9 protein-coding genes and 1 pseudogene are annotated in these 19661 nt (G+C 64.7%); all 10 read right to left on the minus strand.

Going from position 1 to position 19661, the window contains the following annotated elements; all coding sequences use genetic code 11:
* Window positions 1–964, minus strand: a 964-nt coding sequence (locus HYU53_12120; GenBank protein MBI2221939.1) for a hydantoinase/oxoprolinase family protein, incomplete at its 3' end; no start/stop codon positions are given.
* A gap of 40 nt (window positions 965–1004) precedes the next feature.
* Complete coding sequence (locus tag HYU53_12125) at window positions 1005–5168, minus strand: hypothetical protein (protein MBI2221940.1); 4164 nt, start codon at window positions 5166–5168, stop codon at window positions 1005–1007.
* 49 nt (window positions 5169–5217) lie between these two features.
* The gene (locus HYU53_12130; protein ID MBI2221941.1) at window positions 5218–8064 is read right to left on the minus strand and encodes a TonB-dependent receptor; all 2847 of its coding nucleotides are present in this window, start codon (window positions 8062–8064) and stop codon (window positions 5218–5220) included.
* 28 nt (window positions 8065–8092) lie between these two features.
* Complete coding sequence (locus HYU53_12135) at window positions 8093–9037, minus strand: lipocalin-like domain-containing protein (GenBank protein ID MBI2221942.1); 945 nt, start codon at window positions 9035–9037, stop codon at window positions 8093–8095.
* 40 nt (window positions 9038–9077) lie between these two features.
* Window positions 9078–12347: a glycosyl hydrolase gene (locus HYU53_12140; GenBank protein MBI2221943.1), complete on the minus strand. Its 3270-nt coding sequence runs from the start codon at window positions 12345–12347 to the stop codon at window positions 9078–9080.
* A gap of 20 nt (window positions 12348–12367) precedes the next feature.
* Window positions 12368–13714 carry a hypothetical protein gene (locus HYU53_12145; protein ID MBI2221944.1) on the minus strand — a complete coding sequence of 449 codons (1347 nt, stop codon included), beginning with the start codon at window positions 13712–13714 and terminating at the stop codon, window positions 12368–12370.
* On the minus strand, window positions 13711–15210 hold the full coding sequence (locus tag HYU53_12150) for a TldD/PmbA family protein (GenBank protein ID MBI2221945.1): 1500 nt from the start codon (window positions 15208–15210) through the stop codon (window positions 13711–13713). Before HYU53_12150 ends, HYU53_12145 begins: the two co-directional genes overlap by 4 nt.
* A gap of 340 nt (window positions 15211–15550) precedes the next feature.
* Window positions 15551–17440: a hypothetical protein gene (locus HYU53_12155; protein MBI2221946.1), complete on the minus strand. Its 1890-nt coding sequence runs from the start codon at window positions 17438–17440 to the stop codon at window positions 15551–15553.
* 378 nt (window positions 17441–17818) lie between these two features.
* Complete coding sequence (locus tag HYU53_12160) at window positions 17819–18196, minus strand: response regulator (GenBank protein ID MBI2221947.1); 378 nt, start codon at window positions 18194–18196, stop codon at window positions 17819–17821.
* A gap of 124 nt (window positions 18197–18320) precedes the next feature.
* A pseudogene (locus HYU53_12165) lies at window positions 18321–19660 on the minus strand (sigma-54-dependent Fis family transcriptional regulator).
* Between the last annotated feature and the right edge of the window lies 1 nt (window position 19661).

The following is a 19661-nucleotide window of genomic DNA, read 5'->3' on the forward strand; positions in this document are numbered from 1 at the left end:
CGACGTATGCGATGCACCAGCCGCCGGCACTGACGGTGTGGATGTCGATGATCGGCAAGAGCTTCGGAAAATGACCGACCGTTGACTCCGTCATCACCCCGAGATCGCCCTCAATCACGCACACGTCTGAGGAGGTACCGCCCATGTCGAACGAGATAACGGCAGAAAAGCCCGCGGCCTCGGCGACAGCGCGCGCGCCGACAACGCCGGCTGCCGGCCCTGAGAGAATCGTCTGGACGGCCGTCGCCTTGGCGCTGGCGGCCGAGATTGACCCGCCGTTCGACTGCATGAGACTCAGTCGGGCACGAGCCAGCTTCTCCTCCAGCCTGGAGAGGTACCGTGCCATCAGGGGCGTGACGTACGCGTTGACCACCGTGGTGCTCCACCGCTCGAATTCCCGGTACTCCGGGAGGATACGATGCGAAGCCGAGATGCAGAGTCCTGTCTTCGCCAACTGATCGGCGGCGAGTTGCTCGTGGACCGGGTTGGCATACGAGTGGAGCAGGCAGATCGCGACCGCCTCCGAGCCGCTCCGCAACAGCTCCTCGGCAAGTACGCCCATTGCCGCTGGATCGAGCGCCAAGACGACGTCCCCTTCGGCGGTGACGCGCTCGACCACAGCGAAAATCATCCCCGGCTCGACCAGAGGCCTTCGATCCTCCACAAAAATGTTGTACAGCTCGCGGCGGGTCTGCCTGCCGATGGCGAGCACGTCCTCGAACCCGGCGGTGGCCAGGAGCGCGACGCGGGCGCCCTTGCGCTCCAGAACGGCGTTGGTCGCGACCGTCGAGCCGTGCACGATATCGGCGCCGTCGACATTTCCCATGAGATCGTGGATGCCCAGGAGAATGGCCTGCGACGGGTCGTGGGGCGTCGAGCGAACCTTGTGGACCGTGACGGCGCGCTCGTCGAGCATGACCAGGTCAGTAAACGTGCCGCCGGTGTCGATACCAATTCGAGGCATGAAAGACTCCGGTCTCCGGATCTCACAGCGATCGTTGGCGTCACTGGCTCGACGTCGCCGGTCTGGGCCCGCCGCGCGCTGCTTTGACCGGACGCGGGCGGAAGAACGAGAGCCGCACGCCGTCGCGGAAGTCCTCCTCGAAACGCTTGACCTCCCAGCGGCTGTCGTGGAGGAGCTTGACGTTCGCCATCAGGTAGCCGAACTGACCGCGGGCCGCCATCTTCTCCATCCACTCGGGCGAAGCCGTCTCGTCGGGCATGTCGCACCCGAGGTCCAGCACCGTGATCTCCGGGTGCCGGCTCAGGAAACTGCGTCCCTCCCGGCCGCCGCCGCCATCGCCGCTGTCACCGCGTGGCCGGCCCCACAGGGAATTGACGTAGATCTCCCGGCTGAAGGGGCCTCCCACGGCGAACGAATACGAGTGATCGAAGAGGATGTTCATGCCCTTGTAGATCTCGAGGCGGAACGGGTCTGGCTCGTAGCGCCTGGCATACTTCTCGAAGCGGTGCACGAGCCGCTCGTTTGTGGCCCGAATCGCCGGAACGCCCTGCACTTCCTCGATGATCCGCTCGCGCAGTTCCAGGCCGACAGGCTTATGATCCGGAAAGTTCGGATCGTCTATGTGATGCAGGTTGATGTGGTATCCGCGCGGAATCCAGAACGCCATGAACCAGGGCACCTTGTAGCCGGCAAACTGGTGAACCCATTCGTGGCTGGGGTACCCGTGGGGGTTCATGTAAATGTCCGGCAGCCACGTGTAGTAAAGCTTCCGGCGCACTAAAGCTTCAGGCAGCAACGGGTCTTCGTCCCACACGTAGGCGCCGACGTCGCGGGCAACCGAGCTCCAGTACCCCGCGTGGAGGATGTAGGTCGGCTGAAGCTTGTAGAACTCCTGATGATTGGCTGCCCCATCCGGGTTCTCCATCGGGTGGTAGGCGATGTTCATCCTCTTCAAGTACTTGCGATACTCAGGGTCGGTTGCCAGCAGTTCCGCAAGCCTGAGCGCCGCGCTGGTGGCCGACACTTCGTTCGAGTGCTGCCGCGTCGAAATCAGAAGCACCGGCTTGAGCGCGGTCGCTTTCGCCTGCGACCAGATCTCGGACTGGATCGGGAGCATCACGTCCATGGCCCACACGTTGCGGCCGCGATACGTGCGGCCGGCCACGTACGAATTGATCTCGGGGAAGTTGCGGAAGCGCGGCAGGATCTCGTCCTCGAGTTCCGCGGGACCGATCACGTGGTCCCATGTCACGATCCGCTGCCCCGGTCCCGCCGGCTTCAGAGGTAAGGCGGCGTGCTTGCGCCCGGCGGTGGGGCGGATACTCCGGACGACGGTGGCCGTCGCGGAACCGACCTCCACGTGGAGCTCGCCGAGGCCAGCGTAGGCCAGCGCGCCTGCGACTCCCCCCGCAGTCTGAATGCGCGTCAGGGCCTCAACCCGACGCGCGACGGAAGACGCCTGCTCGAAGCTGCCGGCGCCGACCGTCGCCGTGACGCTCGCGACGCCGTCAGCGCCTGCGCGGACGCGCACCGCCGTCACATTCGGCCGCCCGACGCCCGCGTCGGTGAGCTGAATCGTCCGCCGCTCGGTGGCTCCGCCTCGAGTCCTGTAGGAGAGCACCACTCTCGGCGTCGGCACGTTGTTTCCCTTGAACGTGATCGCGACGCGGGGCGCCCTGCCCGGCTGGACCGGATGGATCATCGGCATGATCCGACCGGGGGCCACGTCACGGCTGCCCGGCCGGTTGCCACTGAAGATCGACCAGAAGTCGATCGTGTCGAACATCAAGTCCTCATGAAGGGAATCGAGCGATGAGATCCGCTCCTCGTCCACGTCCAGCCTGAAGTCCGGCTCGCTCATCGTGATGTCGAAGATCAGGTCGCGGAAGAAAGGCTGGTTCTCGGGCCCGAGGCGACCGCCCGTATATTCGCGGACGTAGTCCATCATCCGGGGCAGCGCCCTCGTCTGGTAGTAGTCCCAGAAGCGCTCCGGGTCGGTCCGCACGTTGAAGTCCGCCACGACCTGCCCGTTCACCCGCGCGAGGAGACCGGCCGTCGTGTAGTGAATTCGGGCGGTCGGCTTCTGCGGGAAGTACTCGCGTTCGACGAAGCGGGGCGAGAACTCATCCGAGTACACCGGCCGGCCCGCGCGATCCCTGGCCTCCACCCGGTAGACGATCGGGCCGTCGTCGACTTTCTGGAATCTGGTGGCGTCGACGCCGATCTTGAGCTCGCGCGCGAGGATCTCGTCGATCGGAAACAGCTCCTGCAGCCAGCGAATCGGGAGGCCATACCAGGGCTGCGATGGATCCGGGGGTCTGGCGGTCGGGAACCGTATCGCGATCGAGTCCACCGACTTGGTTTTCAGAGCGGGAAGGACATAGTCGGCGAGCCAGCTGAATCCCTGCTTGTAGGCGCAGATAACGCGGACAGACACGTCCGAGGCGCCCGCCTGTTTCACCGCCTGGCGAAGCTCCGCCTCGATCTCCCGCCGAATCTGCGGCCCTTCGCTGAGCAAGACCTCGAGCCGCACGTTGCTCCCACTTCCGATCTTGGGCAGCACTTCAGCGGCGAAACGCCGCCGAAGCTCGTCCACCTCCCACCCCAGGTCCGGCGAATCCTCGAAGATCGTCACGGGGCCGTAGCGGGACGGCGCCGAGGCAGCAACACGCGCCCCCTGGAAGCGCTTCTTCAGCAGCGATTCGAGGAATGCAGCGACCTGGGGGCTTTCCTCCTCGAGGTAGACCTTCGCGTCGATCGTTTCGACCTCCTCCTCGATGGAACCAACCGCCGCCTCAATCGCAGCGACGCCGGCGGCGGCCTGGCCCGCGGAGGATCGAACTCGGAGAAAAGCGTGGAATTCGTCCTCGATGTCGGCGAAGGTGACCTCGCCGCGACGCGGCTTCCAGAGATGTGGAACGGAGCGGGCGAAGTAGAAGGCGGCCGCATTCACGCCGGCGGCGTCGGCGCCGGTGACGAGCACGGCCGGGAAGGATCCGAACGCCCTGGGCACGATGCGAATGCTGCCTTCGCCAGCATTGAGGCCGACGGAGGGCAGGACCGCGGCGAGCTTGCCTGGCCCGACCACGATCGGGTTGGGCACCGTCGATGGGTCGGCGATCTCGCTCTCCACCCGCGCGAGCGGCAGCGACGCGCCCGTGCTCTCGAGCGCAATACGGGCGGCAAGATCGATCGCGCCGACCGCGCGGCCTGCGCCTTCGCCCACAATCAGCGCCGTCTCGGTCTCGTCGGCGATGAGATCGTCCCCACGTGAGTCGCCCAGGATGCCGGACGTCGTGAAGATCGAAGCCAGGCTCCACGCCTCAACCGGCGGGGTCCAGGGGTTGCGCGGAAACCTGCTTCTGTACGGCGGGCCGAACCGGTCGATGCGGACGGTCCTGCCACGCGACAGCCGCACTTCAAGCGTTTCCAGGCTGTGATAGTTGAGCGCGTCGGCCCGCCGATCGGTAAAGTCCGCCTGCCCGACGACGTGAGCGCGCGCAATTTCCTCCAACACCGTAGCGGCGCTGGCCTCCGACCCCGGCGACACGTCCACGTCCAATGCGAGCGTGCTCACCTGTTCTTTGCCTTTGTCGTACACGACGCGGGTTGCAGCGGATCGCACCACGCGCACGCCGCGGCCGGCCAGGACGCGCCGCAGGTCCTCCTGAACAGACTTCAGTGAATCGCTTCGAAGCTGCCACAGGTACGGAAGGCGTGCCGAGGCGGCCGCGGCGGCGGCGGCCGTGCCTGCGTCATCGGCGCCGGCAACGACCAGGGCATCATTCCCGCCGAAGGCGGCGGGAACGAACGCCACGGTCCCTTGACCGGGCTTGATATTTCCAAGGTCCAGCTTCTTTTCCGAGATCAACCGCTGGATAAGACTGTTGGTACGCCCGATCAGGATGAGCGGCTGCTGGTCCGCCCTCGTGTCACTGTCGAAGGCGCCCAGGCCGGGTGTGAATGCCGCAGCCTCGAATCCGAGCCGAGCGGCGATGTTGGCGCCTGCCGCGATGTCCTCGGGGGTGCCGGCCGACGGGACGACGATCCGTGCCCTGATGGCGTCGATCACGCCATCGTCGTTCTGATCCTGGAGGAATGGTCCTTTCGCAAAGACCTGCCCGAGATCGACGGCAGCCGGGTCGGGCGGCTGCGTTTGAGGCGAGGCGAGCGATGCCAGGAGCAACGCGAGGGTTACACACAAGCGCCGGCGGGCACCAGATGTCATGTGTTCTCTCCGCGGTTGACGAGAGCTAGAAGTTGAGCCGGATCGCAAGCTCCCCCTGTCTGCCGCTCGCCACCGCGGTGGACTGGCCAAACAGTGGCGACAGAGCGTTTCCGACCGCTGGCAGGTAGTTCGCGCGGTTCGTCAGGTTGAAGACCTGGAAGATCAGCTCCAGGCTCCGCTGCCCGCCGAACTCAAAGGTCTTCGACGCCTGCAGATCCAGCGTGAGGTACCCGCCACAGAAGAAGCTCGTCGCAGGGGCCAGCCTGTTCGCCTGGCGGTATTCGTTGACGGCTCCCAGATCGAGATCCCGACAGCCGGTATTGCGTGTGATCCCGGGCGGACGATCGTTGGTGATGGTGTCGCCGTTGAGATCGCGGCCCGCAAGGATGTTGACGGCGAGGTTGCTTTGGTATTTCAGAATGCTGCTGAACTGCACATCGTAGAACGTCTGAACGATGCCGCTCAGCGTGAGCCTGTGGCGCCGGTCGGCATCCGCCCACCCGTAGTCCGCACCCGGATCGAAGTGGTCGGCCGGGAACCCCTCGTTCGTATTTCTTGCGTAGCCGACGGTGTACGACCCTGTGAATTGCCACTGATCGGCCATTCGCCTGGTGACGCGCATCTCGACGGCTCGATACCGAAGCAGACCCTCGGTGCGGTTCTCCTGCACCTGGCCGAAGTTGGCATTCGGTCGGCGCCTCGCCGCCCGGGCCGCAGCGTCGGCGAAGTAGTTGAGGTCGCGTGTCGTCGCCTGCTTGTACCCGTTTGCGACCGTCCCATCCACACTGACGGCCATGTTCGAGCCGATCTGCCGCGTGGTTCCAAGGCTGAACTGGTGCGTGTGCGGCGTGCGATTGGCATTTCCCTGAATAGTGATATTCCTGACCGTGGCCGCGAGGACGTACGGATCGCGACCCTGGTACGGATCCGGATAGTTTGGATTCGCGATGATCACCAGTCGCTGCAGGGGGGAAAGCTCCGCCCGCTGCGGGTTCGCACGATACCGGTTGTAATACAGCCCATACGCAGCGCGAATGACCTGGCGACCCGTTCCGCTGACATCCCACGTCATGCCGATGCGCGGGCCGAAGTTGTTCCAGTCTCCCCGCGTGCTGCCGTCGTAGAAAGGAAAGAGCGTGGGATCCAGTTTGCCGGCCGGCCGAAGCACGCGATCGACGAGCCGCACCTCCGGCTGTTCCTGTTCGAGCAGGTCCTCGTTCCACACGCCGGTCTGGACGTCGTACCGCAGGCCGCCGTTGAGAGTGAGCGTTGAGGTCGGGCGCCACGTGTCCCCCACGTAAGCGGAATGCTCCGTGCTCGGAACGCGATCGTGCGTCGGCGACAGGCGCTGCTGGAAATTAAAAGGGTACGTCGCCCGGTTGTTGGGGTCGAACGGCGCATCGGTTGAAAACGAGAAGCTCCGGTTGCTGCCGAAGTTGTCCGGCGTCCACAGGATCCAGTTCAGGTCCACACCGACCGCGAGCTCGTGGCTGCCGATCGTGTAGGTCAGATCGTCCTTGATCTCGAACCGCCGCTCGGGACCGATAAAGGAACTGGCGTTTCCGAGCCGGAGACTCGGCCGCGTGACGATGTCCGGCAGCGAGTCAAGGCGCTCCTGGGGGAACGACCCGGCCTTGGTCCACTTGAGGCCCGGCACCGACGGCCAGCCAATATAGGTCGCCATAGCCCGTTGAAAACGGAACTCGTTGACGGCGCGGTTCGAGATGACCCAGGTTTCTCCCACGACGACGGCGTCCCGCGGCGCACTGAAGTTGGACCCGGCGCTCGGCGCCGCGATGCCTCCCGAACCGGTGTTCGACAGCAGGTTCCGCTGCAGGGCATACCGCGCAAAGAGACGGTGCTGGTCGCTCACGGTCTGGTCGAAGCGTCCGACCGCCATGTGGTTCCACTGCGGAGCGAGATACGTCCCCTCGTATTCCGGAAAAATCCCCCGCGTGTTGACCGTGAAATACTGGGACTCATCGGTGTACTCGTAGGCCGCGAAGAACTGGGCACGGTTCTGCACGACGGGACCGCCGAGCGCCCCGCCCATCTGGTGGCGGCGGTAGTTCGGTTTCTCCGACTGGAAGATCGTCCTCGCGTTGAGCGACTTGTCGCGGTAGAACTCGAACAGGTCGCCGTGAAACTCGTTCGTCCCGCTCTTCGTGACGGCGCTGAGGTACCCTCCCTGCGCGAAACCGTATACGGGCGGCGCATTGAAGGAGTGCACGCGGAATTCCGCGATCGAGTCCTGCGGGAAGTCCTGCCGCGGCTCTCCCTGCTGCTGCCAGTTGTTGGTGACGTTGTCAACGTAGAACCCATTCGAGTAGTAATTGATCCCGGCCCCGATGTTGACGCTGTTGTAGAACTGCGCGCGGATCGCGTCCTGGCCCGTGCCCGGCATCAGCGTGGCCAGGTTGATCCACTGCCGGCCCGTCACGGGCAGCGTCTTGATCTGCTCGGCCGTCACGTTCCCCCCCACCTCGCTGCGCTCGATCTCGACGAGGGGAGACTCGCCGACAACGACCACGGCCTCACGGACGCTTGCGAGCTCCAGCGTGAAGTCCACGCGCACCTGTGCCTCGAGACCAAGCGCGATGTCCTTTCTAGTCATCGTCGTAAAGCCGACGAGCTCGGCCACGACGGAGTACACGCCGAGCGGCAGCCCGACAATACGGTAATCGCCGCGATCGCTGGTCGGCACCGACTGCTTCAAACCGGTTCCCTGATTTGTCACCGTGACCGTGACGCCGGGGAGCACGGCCTTGCTTGCATCGGCAACCGTTCCATAGATGACCGCCTGCTGCGCGGCGGCCGGCATTACCGCGACGCCGAGCACTCCGGCGAGTGCCATCATCACAAGCCCCTTCATTGGTTCCTCCTGATCGCGGAAGACGACATCACTCCAGGCGCCGGTACACCAACCGCACGCCTGGCCCCGGCGCAGGCAAACGAGCTGGCAGGTTCACGACGAGCCGATTTCCTTCGACCGAATACGTGGCGACCGATTCCTGCCCCACCAGGTCTGGTCCGTTCGCAACCTGCCACCGCCGCCTGAGCGTCTGCCCTTCGACCGTGTACTCGCCGGCCGTCGATGCGTAGCGAAGCAACTGCTCGTAATGCTTCACCTGCTCCACGGCCGATCGCCGCGACAGCTCCGCACGGGTCAGACCCTGCCGGCTCCGCTGCATGCGTGCGACGCAGTGATGTCGCGCCGTGAACATCCAGATGGCGTCAATGGCCTGCTGATCGTGCCGGACCGCTCCCGTCGCTGCATCCGTCTCCGATACGAATCCCCACACGCCGGTAATCGGCGTCGGTCGCTCGCCAGGTCCCTCGAGCCGGCGGTAGACCACGCGCGTGGACGGCCCACCCTCCGGAGAACGCCGGGGCAAATCGACCGTCAGGCGGTCGCCTGCAATCGCGTAGTTCCCGAGTGACTCCTGTCCGACGAGGTCGGGAGTGACGCTCACCAGCCATTTGCGGCGAAGCGTCGGGCCTTCAATGGTGTAGGTCCCCGCTGTGGAGGAAAAGTGAACGAGCTGCTCGTAGTAACGCAGCTGCGCATCCGGCGGAAGCTTCGCGAGTTCCTCGCTGGGTATGCTCTTCCGGCCGTTCTCCATGCGCGCGAGGCAGTGGTAGCGATCGCTGAACATCCAGATCCCGGTCCACGTGCGATCGTCCCGTACTACTCTGGCGGCCTCGGTGTCAGTGTCCGAAACCAGAGCCCACACGCCCTTAATCGCCGTCTCTGACCGGCCCGGTACTGCCGCCGTAACAACCACGACCGCCGCGAGAAGCAGCGCGGCCACCGTCGATGCTGGGCCCACTGGTCGTTCTGGCATCTGCGCTCCTCGTCGATAGAAGCATCCCGCGCTGCGGCGCTCATGGTTGCTCGCTGGTGACCGTGGCGGAGCGCCGGCTCGGGACGATGACCGATGGGATGCCCCGGTCGCGGAGCATGGCGTTGAACGCCCGCAGATCGGTCTCGAGAGCCTGGGCTGCCGCCGTGAGTTGCTCGGTGAGCCGCAGCTTCAGGTCGTGGAACCGCGCCGCCGCCCCGGTGGTCGGCTTCGCGTCGGCACTGGCGACATATGCGTAGAGCGCGCGGTATTCGGCAATGAGCTTGGGTGGTGCGTCGAGGTTCTTCATCAGATGGTCGCGGTCGGTCGGCACGAGCACGTTCTCGACGGAGCTCAACTTCTCCAGAAGCGGATCGGCAGCCTTCTTCACCTCCGGACCGTGCCCGCTCGGGGCCATCCGTCCGACCAGATCGGCAATTTGCCCGCGCACCTCACGGAGGTCGCTGGCGGCCTGCGCAACGGTGCCGATCGTCTCGTGGATCTGCAGGAGCAGCGTGAATTGCTGCTGAAGATCCGCGTCGGTCACGTTCGTTCTCGGATCGGGAAGCACACGGAAGGAATGCATCTGAGTCCAGTCACGTGAAGTCACCCGCACCTGGTAGGTACCGGGCAGGGCCCTGGGGCCAAGCGCGTTACCGGGCACGCCGGGATAGCGCAGGTTCCAGACGAAGCGGTTCAATCCCGCCTTCCAGAAGGTGCTGGCTGGCTTGAGCCACGGGGACTCCGGCCTGGCGACCAACGACGCGTCCTTCGCGGCGTCGGCACTTCGGAAGCTGCGGACCACCTTGCCGCCACCGTCCAGAATCTCGAGCGTGACGTCACCTTGTGGCTCTTTGGCGAAATACGTGTAGATGGTTGTCCCATCCGGCGCGTCCGTACCGAGACGATGCCGGTCGATGCGGGCAACGCCGAACATGTCCCGAAGATTGCTGACGTACTCCGTGCCGGCGACGTACGCCTGGCTCGCTTCTTCCTCCGATGTCTGCACGCGATAGGCATCGCGCGGCCTGAACAGATATGCGGGGGCCGTCGTCAGCCGATCGCTGAGCTGATGGAGCGGTGTCAGGTCGTCCAGGATCCAGAACGATCGCCCGTTGGTCGCCAGGACCAGGTCCTTGCGATGGACGCGCAGATCGGTGACGGGCACAACCGGCAGGTTCAGCTGCAGCGACTGCCAGTGGGAACCGTCGTCGAACGAGACGTACATCCCGAATTCCGTGCCGGCGTACAGCAGTCCCTTGTGATCGGGGTCCTCCCGCACGGCCCGAACAAAGTGGTTGGCGGGAATGCCATTCGTCCCGCTGGTCAGCAACGTCCACGTCTTCCCATAGTCGGTAGTACGGAAGATGTATGGCTTGAAGTCATCCATCCGGTACCGTTGCACTGCGAGGAACGCACGCCCAGGGTCGTGTGGGGAAAGCTCGATCATGTTGACGGTCGCTGACTGCGGCATGCCCTTGGGCGTCACGTTTTCCCAGCGACCGCCGCCGTCACGCGACACGTGCACGAGTCCGTCGTCGGTCCCCGCCCAGAGGAGGCCTTGCTGGTGAGGCGATTCCTCGAAGGCGAAGATCGTGCAGTAGATCTCGACCGTCGTCTGGTCCCGGGTGATGGGGCCACCGGAGTAGCCCTGCTTGCTGGGGTCGTTGGTCGTCAGGTCCGGACTGATGACCTGGAAACTGTAGCCGCCGTCGGTGGACTTGTGCACGACCTGAGACGTCGTGTAGAGCACGTTGGGGTCGTGCGGCGACACGCGGATGGGAGCCGTCCACTGGTATCGATACCGGAGGTTCTTCGCGGCCGTCCCGCCGATCTCAGGGTACGGTTTGATTTCCTGGATGTACCGGCTGCGATGGTCGTAGCGGGTGAGCCGGCCGACGCCGCCGGAATAGACGATATTCGGGTCCTTGGGATTGACGGCGACGTCACCTCCTTCGAACCCGCCGACGCCGTGCCAGTTCTGCGGGTGGAGCTTCGCGCCAAAGTTCGCCGAGCGACTTGGGAGCGACATGGCCTCGTACTGGTCCTGCTGGGAGCCATAGACGCGATACGGGAACTGGTTGTCGACAGCGACGCGGTAGATCTCCGCTGTGGGCTGGTTGAGCTGCGTGGACCAGCTCCTTCCTCCGTTGAAGGAGACCTGAGCGCCTCCGTCGTTTGCCTCTATCATTACGTTCGGATCATTGGGGTTCAGCCACAGATCGTGCTGATCGCCGTGCGGCACCGCGATGGGCGCGAACGAGCGCCCGCCATCGGTGGATTTCATAAAGTGGCTGCTGCCGACGTAGACAGCGTTCTCGTCGCGGGGATCCGCGAAAATGTGCATGTAGTACCATGGGCGCGCCTGAAGCTCCCGGTCATCGTTCACCCGCTGCCAGGTGCCACCCGCGTCCTCTGAACGGAATACGCCACCATCTTCCGCTTCGACGATCGCCCAGACCCGGTTCGCATTCGCCGGCGACACGGCAACCCCGATGCGGCCGACGATTCCCTGCGGCAGTCCGTTCTTCACCTGCGTCCAGGTGTCGCCGCCGTCGGTCGTCTTGTAGAGGCCGCCATCGGCGCTGCCGGAAGTGAACGTCCAGGGCTTGCGCTCGGCACTCCACATCGCGGCGTACAGGATGCGGGGGTTGGTGGCGTCCATGGAGAGATCGACGGCGCCGGTGCGCTCGTTGACGAACAGGAGCTTCTCCCACGTCTTGCCACCGTCCTTCGTGCGAAAGACGCCGCGCTCCTTGTTGGGACCGAACGCGTGACCCAGCGCCGCCACATACGCCACGTCTGCGTTCGATGGATGGACGCGGACCCGGGCGATCTGGCCGGCATCATCCAGGCCGATGTGTTGCCAGCTCCGGCCCGCGTCGGTCGACTTATACATCCCGATGCCCGGCGATACGTTTCCACGGATGCAGGCGGAGCCGGTGCCGACATACACCACGTTGTGATCGGAATCCGCGACGGCAATCGCACCGACCGATCCGGCTTTGAAATACTCGTCTGACACGTTCACCCATGTTTCGCCACCATCGGTGGTCTTCCAGACACCACCTGCGGCTGGCGCCATGTAGAACGTCTCCCGCTGGCTGGGCACTCCGGCGACGGCTGTCGAACGGGATCCCCGGTGGGGCCCGATCATCCTGTAGCGGAGAGCCTGGTAGAGGAGCGGGTCGTACACCACGTTTGACGGCGTCGGCGTGCGCGGCGCCTGACCATCAGCAACCACTCCCGCGGAAAGGCAGGCCAGCGTGGCGATGACGAGCACCTGTGGAGTGGATCGCAGAGTTCGCCTCATGGACCGATCCTCCGAGTGGGTCAGACCGCATCCGACGGCCGATAGAAACTGAAGTTTGCGACACGGATTGCCGGCATGACATTCCCGTCGAGGCCCTCCGAGCCAAAGAGAGCCGTCTTATAAGGCTTCGAAATGTCCTCGATCTGGCCGAGGACGTCCTCTATCCGCACCCGGTACCACGCGTTTTTCAGCGGAGTGGTCACCTTTCCGTTCTCGATCAGGAACAGTCCGTTCTTGGTCACGCCGTTGACGTAGCCGGCTGCGAGATCTCGCAGTGATCCACCGGCCTGCGTCACCAGAACGCCACGCTTCAGATCGGCGACCAGGGCCTCGATCGGCCGCGAGCTGCCGTCGACCACCAGGTGCTCGGCCGGTCCGGCCTCGCCGCCCGGCAGGTTGCGGACGATTCCCTTCTCGATCCAAATCGCCTCTCGTGCGGGATGGCCGCGGTGTCCGTAGGGACTCGCCATGATGAGCGGATGATCCGGCTTGCTTCGGACCGTGAGCCTCTCGCTCGCGCGCTTCTCGCCGACGCGGCCGGGCGCACCCCACTGGTCGACCGCCACCGAGCTGCCGCTGATGAGCCCGAGCAGCTGCCGCACGAAGCCGGCCGTCACAGCCGGCTCCAGGATGACCGTGTAGGCACCCATCTCGAAGGGCTGCGGGTTCATCGAGCGTCGTGCTTTGTCGATTGCGATCGCGGTCAAGCTCTCAATGTCGACGTCGTCCACGCGGCGCATGTCACCGATTCCCGCCCAGCCTGATCCGATGCGACTCGATTCGCGGCCTGTCGTGCTGTCCGAACGCACCGTCACGGTATAGCCCGTCTTGGTCGCACGCCGGTAGAACCACAACCCGGCGCTGGTCACGTGCGCCTCCAGCGTGTCGTCCACGTGGAAGTAGCCGGAGCCGTTCAGCTTTTCGCGCTGGAGCCGATCGAGCACAACTGCGACGTGCTGGTACCGCTCTTCCGCCGTGAGGCCGGCGGTGCGGGCGTCGTATCCCGCAATGACGGGATACTTCTGAGGTCCCAGAACGGGGCGATGGTCGGTCGTCGGTCTCGCGGCACGGGCAACCGCCTCGGCGCGGCGTACGGCGTCGACAATCGAGTTGCGGTCCAGCCGATTGGTGATCGCCAGCGCTTCGCGATTGCCGAAGGCTACTTTGACCGTCAGCGGATAACAGGGGCGGACGTGTGTGTGGTCACGAATGTAGTTGTTCGAAAAGCGGATGACATTCGTCACACCGCAGACGATTTCCCGATTCTGTTCGTTGTACCACGCCATCGACAGCTCGACGTCGTTCGCCGTCGCGGCGCCGAAAGCCGTCTTGAAGACGTCCCGGACGTCGCTTTCCGAGAGGCTCATATCGTCGGGCCTCCCACTTTCATGTTGCGGAAGCGCGCCCAGGGCGCTCCGTGCGAGTTGTGATTGCGCTGGGTGGGCTGGCCGATGTCGTCGGAGTCTAGAGCAGCCGGCTCCCAGGACGCACGGTTCGTCACCGCATCCATCGCCTGCCAGATCTCGCGAGGGTTGTCGCCCTGGTAGTACACGTCACGCAGCATGCGGCCTTTCTTGCCGTTCTTGATTTCCCAGACCGCGTCTGCCGTGTACGTATGATTCCGGCGCTGATGATCCTGGACGATAAAGATGGCGAAACCGGAAAAGAGGAGACCGTCCTTCGTGTCCGCAATGAGCTGGTCCGGGCTGGGGGCGTCGTCGCCGCCGCCCTCGAGCCCCAGATTCGGAATGCGCGCCTGAGGAACGCGGTCCCAGGACTCGGTGAGACAGCAGCCGCGGCTCCGCGGCTCGTTGAGGTATCCGGCAAAGTCTCGCGTGGTCTGAAATCCGACGAGCACGCCCTCGCGAATGATGTCCCACTGTTGCGTCTTGACCCCCTCGTCGTCGTAGCCGCACGTGGCGCGTAGCGTTGGCCGGCTCCGGTCTGCGACGACGTTCATGATCTTCGGGCCGTAGCGATAACGTCCAAGATCGGCGGGACTCAGGAACGTCGAGCCGGCGAAGTTGGTTTCGACGAGCAGGGTTCGATTCAATTCCGTCGGATGCCCGATCGACTCGTGCTCCAGTAGACAGATGTTCTGCGGATCCATGATTACCGTGGTCCGCTTCTCGCCCGACAGCCGTGCCGCCGTCGCCTTCTCGACGGCCTCTGCGGCGATTCGATCTGCCTCGTCCAGGAGCCTCGAGCGTCGAATGTACTCGTAGCCGATATTCAGCGGGTTCAGGAAGAACCGCCGTTGCGCGCGCACGCCGTTGACGAGCGCTCGCGCCATGTACGAACCATCCGAACGGACGATGCGCTGGTCGATCGAGGAGCCGTCTGAGTTGGCGTAATACTTCCTGTCGTCCCAGAAATCCAGCCAGGAGTACGCGCGATCGATGCGCGCTTCGCTCCGCAGGCGCTCGTTAATCCGGAGCAACAGGGAGAGTTTCTCGTCGAGCGGGACCGCAAAGGGATCTTCCTCGTGTGGCGTGACGTACGTGTCGACGTAGGCCGGCTCCGCGACGAGCGTAATGCGGGCCGGCATGGTCCGCGCACTCAGCTCGGCGAGATCGCAGGCCATATCGGCCACGGCGCGGCACTCGTCCTCCATGAACACCGGGCTTGCCGCAAATCCCCACGCGCCGTTCTTGAGCACGCGAACGTTGAACCCGACGTCCTGTTTCTCGCCGACGCGGTTCGGCCACGCGCCATAGACACGCTCGCCCACCCCAATCACCTGGTCGTTTTTCGCAACCAGCATCTGATTGATGCGGCGTACGATGCGCACGTCGGCAAAGGCGGCGCCGCGGCGCTTTGCCACGTCCAGGGCGATTGACGCAAAGGCACGCCGGCCTTCCACGGTGTCGGGCCAGGCATCGGCCGCCGCCGTTGGGGAAGGGCTCGAAGAGCGACACGCATAGGGTGCTCCGAGCACAACCGCCGACGAGCCACAGAGCCTCAGAAATCCGCGCCTGGACAGGTCCATACGTTTCGAGACCCCCGGATTGCAAGCGGCTTTCCAGCAGCGTCGGAGCGACGAGGCGCTGCGCCGGCCGCAAAACGGAATGACGGATCGCGTCCGCTGCCTGGCGCAGACCCTCATGGCGAAACAGACTGTTTCGACAAACTGTTGCACGCCGGCTCTAGTTGCGCCCGCGCGGTCACTCACTCGCAGCGCAGGGACGCCAGCCAGACAGTCTTCAAAACTGGATCAACGGCGTGAACTTCACGAGGAGGCTTTGTGACCGCAGGCCTCGCGGCATTTCAAGAGTCTCGCTCGTCCGGCTGTAGACGACGTACAGACTGCTGCCCGGGCGGTAGCGCCAGCCCAGCCGAGCGTTGATATCGAGCTCGCCGGTGCTGTTGTTCCACTGGACCAAAGCGGCGCCGTATAGCTGCGCCGTTGCCGAGTAGTTGAGACGCACGCCCAGCAGATGCGCCACGGCGCGCGCAAACGCGAGCCGGACGTCGTTGACCTGATAGTTCACGTCGGCGTAGAAATGCCGGTCGCCTTTGAGGGTGGCGCTGGCGGACAGCTCGCGCCGCCGGCCGTCGTAGTATCCGCCATCGCGGTACTGGATGCGGCCCGCAAGACGACGGCTTTTCGCCGTGTCCCAGCTGGCGATGTACTCGTTGAACGCGTACGACCCTGGGGCAACCTGTAGTCCGCGGCCGACGCGAAAGGACGCGCGTGGTGAGTCGATGCGCCGGCCGGCCGTGACCTGCACGACGTCAGCCGAGTGGAATTCGAGCTTGAACAGCGCAAGCAGGTCCCGGCTCTCCAGGCGTGCTGCGCCGTCGCGCACGTAATCCAGGCTGAGGGCGCCGTACGCCTTGCGGACCGGGCCGTGGCCGATCCTCGGACTCGCCTGCACCCTGCCGAACCACCGATCGATGTCGCGTCGGCGAACGAAGCCCGCCTGAGGATCGAAGTTCCGCCCGACTCTCAGGTAGTCGATCTCCATCGCGTAGCGGTCGTTCTCGTTGACCGCGTGGAGTCGGCCCGCCCAGCTGTCCTCTGCAAGCGTGGCCGTCCACGCCCTCGCCATCAACCCCTCGATCCGCGCCCGGCTGCCGAACGCGAAAAGCGCGTCCGCGCCGATCGCATCGTTCGCCCCGGATGCCTCGCGTCTGTCCACGGCGATGAAGCCGAGGCTCGAGCGGCCGAGCACGTCACGTTTCAGACGCACGACGCTGTAGGTCGCCGCGGGCGTCTGGCCGTCCTCGCCGGTCCTGATCGCCAGCGCGCCAACGGAGTAGCTGCCCGCCTTGCCGGTCAGGCGGGTACCTCCCACGATGGGGACCGGCTCATTCCCTTCGAGACCCACGCGCCGGCTGAAGAAAGGCAGCAACCGATAGTCGCCGGACTCGGACGGGTTCTGGGCCACCCCGAAGTCGAAAATGCCCTTCCCCTCCAGGAAGAACTGTCGCTTTTCAGGAAAGAAGAGGCTGAACCTGGTGAAATTGACCTGCTGTTCGTCCGCCTCGATCTGGGAAAAGTCGGTGTTATAGGTCAGGTCCAGCGTGAGGTTTGGCGTCAGGCCGTACTTCGCGTCGATGCCCTGATCGCGGCGTACTTCGGTCGGGCAATCGCCCGTCTCGCACCGCAGTTGCACGGCACCACCGAGCACGTACGGATGCAGCTCGAGGTTCAAGCTGCGGCGGCCGATCTCCAGTCCTTCGAGCACCGCCTCGGACGAGAACTTCCCTATGCCCTGTCCAGCCCATTCAGGCGGAATCGGCGTGGCGTAAACCCACTCGTTCTTCGCCAGGACGATGCGGCGGAAGTTGATGCCCCATCGCTGGGGCCCCTGCGTTTCGAATCGAAGGCTGCGAAAGGGCAGCCGGACTTCGGCTGTCCATCCCGACGATTCGATTGTGGTCCTGACATTCCACACGGTGTCCCAGTCCTGCGACCACACTCGGCCCTCGTCCCAGCAGGCCCAATCCGCCACCGCGCCGTAGGGGTTGAAGTAAAAGATGTATCCGTTCCGCCCGTCGAAAAACGTGTCGAGTGCGATCGTGAATGTGTCGTTCCGTTCGTGCATGCGGCCGGCATCTCGCCGCAGCTCGTTCGCCACGATCCTCACGCCTGGCTCCTGAAACGCGCGGACGCCCACGTACAGTGCGTCGTCGTCGAAGACGATCCGAACCTCTGTCCGCTCCGTTCCTGGAGCCCCTGGCCGGGGCACCTGCTGAACGAACTCGGAAAAGACCGGCGCGTCCTGCCAAGCCGCCTCGTCCAACCTCCCGTCGAGGAATATAGGTCCTCGGGCGCGAACCGCGTGGACGGTGATCCTGTCGGCCGAGGCCGCTGCCGGCGCCGCAAGCCACAGCAGGAGGAGAAGGCGGCAGCAGCGGCATATCAGTCTCACGTCGGCCTCCCGGCTGCGACGCCCGCGCTTGGACGATTTGTTTCAACAAACGGTTACAGCGTAACCACGTCGACGCCAGCCTGGACGAGGCGTTCAAGCGCCTGACCGCCGACGGGCAAACAGATCCAGGAGCGTCGCCAGCAGGACCGGCTTGACGAGCAGGGCCGCGTCGAGCGCGAAGGCACGGGCATGGTCCGCTTCCGTCAGCAGCGATGCAGTCATCAATACGAGGCCGATGGCGGGCCAACGCCGCCGGATTCGCTGCACCAGTTCGAAGCCGTTGACATCCGGCATCTTGACGTCGCAGACGACCCAGTCGTAGGGTCTGCGCTCCGTCAGCAGCCAGGCTTCAGCGGCAGTGGCCGCTGTGTCAACGGCAAACCCGTGATCTTCGAGACCAATCGCGAGCGAGTGGCGCGTGTTTCGATGGTCGTCAACAACGAGGATGTGCGTACCCAGTTGGTCGTTCATGCACGCCGCACCCTGGCGAGCGCAGCGCGTGCCGTGCAACACCTATTCCCGGCACGATCCTCTCGCGCGGCTTGGGAGGAGCGCGGACCCTCCACCCACCACGTGGGCCGAGAATCCGGGATCGTCAGGCTTGAATCCGGTATTCCCTCAGCTTCCGCCACAGCGTCGTGCGACTCATGCCGAGCGTTTCGGCTGCGCGACTCTGGTTCCAGCGGCACTGTTCGAGCACCGAGACTAGCCGTTCGCGCTCGTTTGCCTCCTCGAACGGTTGCACGCCGTGCGAGGCCGAAGCTCCGACGGTGACGGCGGCAGGAAGGTCGGCGTCGGCAATCTCCTTTCCAGAAGCCATATTCAAAGCCCGCTCGATTGCGTTTTCCAGTTCCCGCACGTTGCCCGGCCAGTCGTACGCCTTCAGGAGCGCCATGGCACCTGCTGAGAATTCGCATGGGGGTCGTCGCAACCTGGCGGCCAGACGTGCGACGAAGTGTTCGGCAAGCGGCTCAATGTCCTCCGGTCGCTCGCGCAGGGGTGGAATATGCAGCCCTACTACGTTGATGCGATAGAAGAAGTCCTGGCGAAACCGGCCTCGGGAGACCTCTTCTTCCAGCGAACGGTGCGTGGCGAGCAGCAGCCGGACGTCCACCTGTCTGGTCGCGGTGTCGCCGATGCGACGAACCTCGCCCCCCTGCAGGAACCTGAGCAATCTGACCTGCATCGATAACGGCATCTCGCCGACTTCGTCAAGGAACAGCACGCCCGAGTGCGCCTCCTCGACAAGCCCCTTTTTGTCGACAATGGCGCCCGTAAACGCGCCCTTCCGATGGCCGAACAACTCGCTCTCGAGCATCGTCTCGGGAATCGCGCCGCAATTGATCGGCACGAACTTGGCCGTTCGGCGTGGACTCTGCTCGTGGATGGCCCGTGCCACGAGCTCTTTGCCGGTGCCGCTTTCTCCGGTGATGACCACAGTGCTGTCGGTACGGGCAAGCTGGCTGACTCTCTGCAGCACGGCCTGCATCGCCCGGCTCTCCGCGACGATGCGATCGCCTCCGCCCACCTGAGCGCGCAGTTGTCTGATCTCGCGACCAAGCGCCCGCCGCTCGGCCGCGCGCCGCACGGCAATGAGCAGGCGGTCCAGATCGAAGGGTTTGGTCAGATAGTCATAGGCTCCCGCCTTGATCGCTTCGACAGCGGCGTCGATCGTGCCGAACGCCGTCACCAGTACGACCTCGNNNNCTCGATCTCGGCGTCTTGAGACTTGATGGAGCGAAGCAGCGTTGCGCCATCTTCCTCGCCGGTCATCCGGACGTCGGTGACGACGACGTCCACTTCCGCCTTCGCGAGGAGACCCAATGCCTCGGCCGCGCTGGACGCCTCATGAACCCGATGGCCATCCTGCTCCAGGCCGATGGCGATTGAGCGGCGCATGTTCAACTGGTCGTCGACGACAAGAACCCTGGCCATC

The sequence above is a fragment of the Acidobacteriota bacterium genome (assembly GCA_016184105.1).
Classification (GTDB): domain Bacteria; phylum Acidobacteriota; class Vicinamibacteria; order Vicinamibacterales; family 2-12-FULL-66-21; genus JACPDI01.